The sequence below is a fragment of the Nonomuraea terrae genome, from assembly GCF_004348995.1.
Lineage (GTDB): Bacteria > Actinomycetota > Actinomycetes > Streptosporangiales > Streptosporangiaceae > Nonomuraea > Nonomuraea terrae.
In genome coordinates this window covers 1-3,256 of record NZ_SMKQ01000386.1, presented here as the reverse complement: position 1 = coordinate 3,256, position 3,256 = coordinate 1, and the positions used below count along the sequence as shown (strand labels likewise).

Here is a 3,256-nt window from a genome sequence, read left to right as displayed (position 1 = left end):
GAGGTGTCTTAGGGTCTCGTGGGCTCGGTGGCGATCGGGTGAGCTGTCGCTGGGGGACGGCAGGGCGGGGTCCCGTCGGCGACTCCGGGCGTTGTCCGTACGAGACGGTTCCGTGGGGTTGGCGGCGGTTCGGTGGGGGGTGAGGGAGAAGGCGACGTCGGAGAGTTTGGCGCGGGCGGACAGGGCGACCGTTTCCGCTCCGCGGCGCGAACGGACGAAGGCGAGCGTGCGTACGTCGGACAGGACGAGGTCGGCCAGCAGGTCGGCGGCCTCGGCCGTCGCCGTACGGCGTACCGGTGCGCCTCCCTCGCCTCGAAGCTCCGTCAGAGGCGGCTCCCACAGCGCGATGGTCGTCGAGCCCTTGGGCGAGGCGTCCACCGTCACCTCGTCCATCTCAAGGCCCGTCAGTCTCTTCGCGAACGCCCCGGGCTCGCTGGCCGTGGCCGAGGCGAGCAGGAAGGTGGGCTGGGAGCCGTACCGGGCGCAGGCGCGGCGCAGGCGGCGCAGGATCTGGGCGACGTGCGAGCCGAAGACGCCGCGGTAGCCGTGGCACTCGTCCACGACGATCAGGCGGAGGCGGCGGAAGAAGGACGACCACTGGGCGTGGCGGGGGAGGATGCCGCGGTGCAGCATGTCCGGGTTCGTCAGGACGTAGTTGGCGTGCTGGCGGACCCAGGTGCGTTCCTCGAACGGCGTGTCGCCGTCGAAGCAGGCCGCGCGCACCTGGGTGATGCGCAGTTCGCGCAGGGCGCGGAGCTGGTCGGCGGCCAGGGCTTTGGTAGGGGTTAGGTAAAGGATGGTGCCGCCGTCGAGGCAGGATGCGACCGCGGGAGTCAGGTACGCCAGCGACTTCCCCGACGCCGTACCCGTGGAGATGATCACGTTTCGGCCACGGCATGCCAGGTCGGCGGCCTCGTACTGGTGGGGCCAGAGTCCTGTGACGCCGTGGTTCGCCAAGCGCGTAATGAGCAGGTCCGGCGTCCATTCCGGCCAGCGCGCGTGCCCCGCCCGACGTGCTGGAACATGCTCCACATGGGTTACACGGTCGTGACGTGCGGGAACACCAAGCAGGTGGTGGAGGAGTGGACCTGCTTGTTGTGGGGAGGATGCGGAGGAAGTCACTGTTTCTAGTCTTGCATCGTTGGGCAAAGTCGCCGGGAATCGTGATTTCGTATAGACACAAGCCAGGCGCGTGGTTGAATGCCGCGCGTCAGGATCGGACAGTCTGGGGCCACGTTCCAGATTGCCAGTCCCAAAAGGGTAGTTTCGCAGGCGAGGCGCTGGAGGATCTGTGGATCTGAAGTTGGATCACCGCACCGAAGACCGACTCACCATCGTGGAGGTCGAGGGTGAGATCGATGTCTACACGGCGCCGAGATTGCGTGAGCTCCTCATCGACCTGGTCAACAAGGGCAACTTCCACCTTCTCGTCAACATGGAGAAGGTCGACTTCCTCGACTCCACGGGCCTCGGTGTCCTGGTCGGGGGGCTCAAGCGGGTCCGTGCCCACGACGGCTCGCTCGAGCTGGTCTGCACCCAGGAGCGGATTCTCAAGATCTTCCGGATCACCGGTCTGACGAAGGTCTTCGGGATCTACGCTTCGGTCGACGAGGCCAAGGAAGCTCACGGCAAAGACAAGTAGCATGGCTACCGTCGAGCTGACGTTCAGCGCCCTCCCCGCGCATGTGCGCACCGCCCGGCTGGTGGCGACGGCGATCGCTCGCCGCACCGGCGTGGAGGAATCCCTGCTGGACGAGGTCAGGCTCGCCGTGGGTGAGGCGTGTTCCCGGGCAGTCGAGGCGCATCGGGTCCACTGTCCGGGTGAGCCCATCCGCATCGAGCTGCGTGACGATTCCGGACGCTTCGAGGTCACGGTCAGCGACCAGGCCCCCAGCGAGGAAATCAAGCAGGAGCAGCCCCTCGACCTCGGCATGCTCTCTGACTCGTTCATGTCCAACTTCGGCATCGCGGTCATCGAAGGATTGGCCGACGACGTCGAGGTGTTCCCCAGCCCCAAGGGGACCAACATCCGCATGAGCTGGCCCGCCGCCGTGGCGGTGTGACCGCCGTGCCGGTGTGCCGGCCCAGGCCCGGTGCGGCCTCGGCCGGCTGACGGCTTCTTGCTGCGTCTCGACTGCCCTCGGCTGGATTTGAGCGGCAGACTCTCGTGGGGCTCGGGTGGTGGTCGAGCGTGCCCGTGAGGATGCCTGGCGCCCGCCTCGCCGCTGGGCGCCCTCGCGGGTGCGCGGTGTCCCGCCGTACAGGGCGAAAACCCGCATCGTGTACGGCGGAGCCGACGGCACACCCCCCGCCGACCGTGGCTGAGCACTTCCAGGGAGACGCCCGCTGACCCGCACGGGGCGGGCCGCCGTCACGGCGCATGGTGGGCTCGGCCGCCGTGACATGGATCAGCCGGATGACGCACCGGCTTTTCGGGCACCTGAAACCCCCGGCGATTACGGACACCAGGAATCCACTCCTGCGGGCTCGGAAGGCCGCCCATGGTCCCAAGCGCTTCGACCGAGGGCGGCGGGCTCTTGCAGCCCGATTGAGGGCCTGGAGGAAACCATCCGAGGTGGTCTGGACCGGCCGCCCTGACGCACCGTGTTGCCGGTCGGCACCAGCAGGCGGGGGGCAGACAGCGTGCCACGCTAGCCATCAGCACTCGGCACGACCCGCGGGCCATCGAGCGGGAAAGCACCCCGCCCCGGCTGACCCCTCGGCACGGCCTGCGGCCTGCGGTGCCTGGCCTGGCGTGCGGCCTGCGGTGCCTGGCCTGGCGTGCGGCCTGCGGTGCCCGCAGCCCTGGGGACGCGCTGGACGCAAACGCGCCGAACCTGTCCAAGCACAAGATGGCAAACACCATCCGTGGGCGCACCTGCCATGTCCAGACGGCCATGTCCAGACGGCAAAATTACCGGCTGCGCTGTTCTGCTCACTCTGCCCTCGTATGGACGACCTGGTCGGCCGGCGTTTCTATGCCCGATCCATAACCATCACTACACCGCGCTCGCCGGCATCCGTTCCGGCTGGAAGGGCGCGCTGATCGGCAACGTGGGCGAGAGCCGCACCGCCATCTCGGCAGGGGGTGAGGCGGTCTCGCCTTCCGCCGTGTGGTTGTGCTGTTGGAATGGGCTGAGGTGCTTACATCGGGCCTGCTTACCTTCCTAGCCATGGATGTGGTGAAACCCGGGGCGGGCCCAGGACGGGAGTACGGAGGCGGGCCCAGGACGGGAAAGCCGAGGCGGTCCAGGGC

General features: G+C 68.2%; 3 protein-coding genes. 2 read left to right on the top strand and 1 reads right to left on the bottom strand.

Annotation, left to right across the window (positions count from 1 at the left end; all coding sequences use genetic code 11):
- Positions 1-882, bottom strand: an 882-nt coding sequence (locus tag E1286_RS46580) for a DEAD/DEAH box helicase (RefSeq protein ID WP_246075745.1), incomplete at its 3' end; no start/stop codon positions are given.
- A gap of 409 nt (positions 883-1,291) precedes the next feature.
- Here E1286_RS46580 and E1286_RS46575 point away from each other — a divergent pair.
- Positions 1,292-1,642, top strand: coding sequence for an STAS domain-containing protein (locus E1286_RS46575; protein ID WP_043629845.1), 351 nt, complete (start codon positions 1,292-1,294; stop codon positions 1,640-1,642).
- A 1-nt stretch (position 1,643) separates the two neighbouring features.
- Complete coding sequence (locus E1286_RS46570; protein ID WP_132623740.1) at positions 1,644-2,063, top strand: ATP-binding protein; 420 nt, start codon at positions 1,644-1,646, stop codon at positions 2,061-2,063.
- Positions 2,064-3,256 lie beyond the last annotated feature (1,193 nt).

Bases quoted from the DNA above. Each gene is read 5' to 3' on its own strand.
- E1286_RS46570 (WP_132623740.1), top strand. From the start codon at position 1,644: ATGGCTACCGTCGAGCTGACGTTCAGCGCCCTCCCCGCGCATGTGCGC.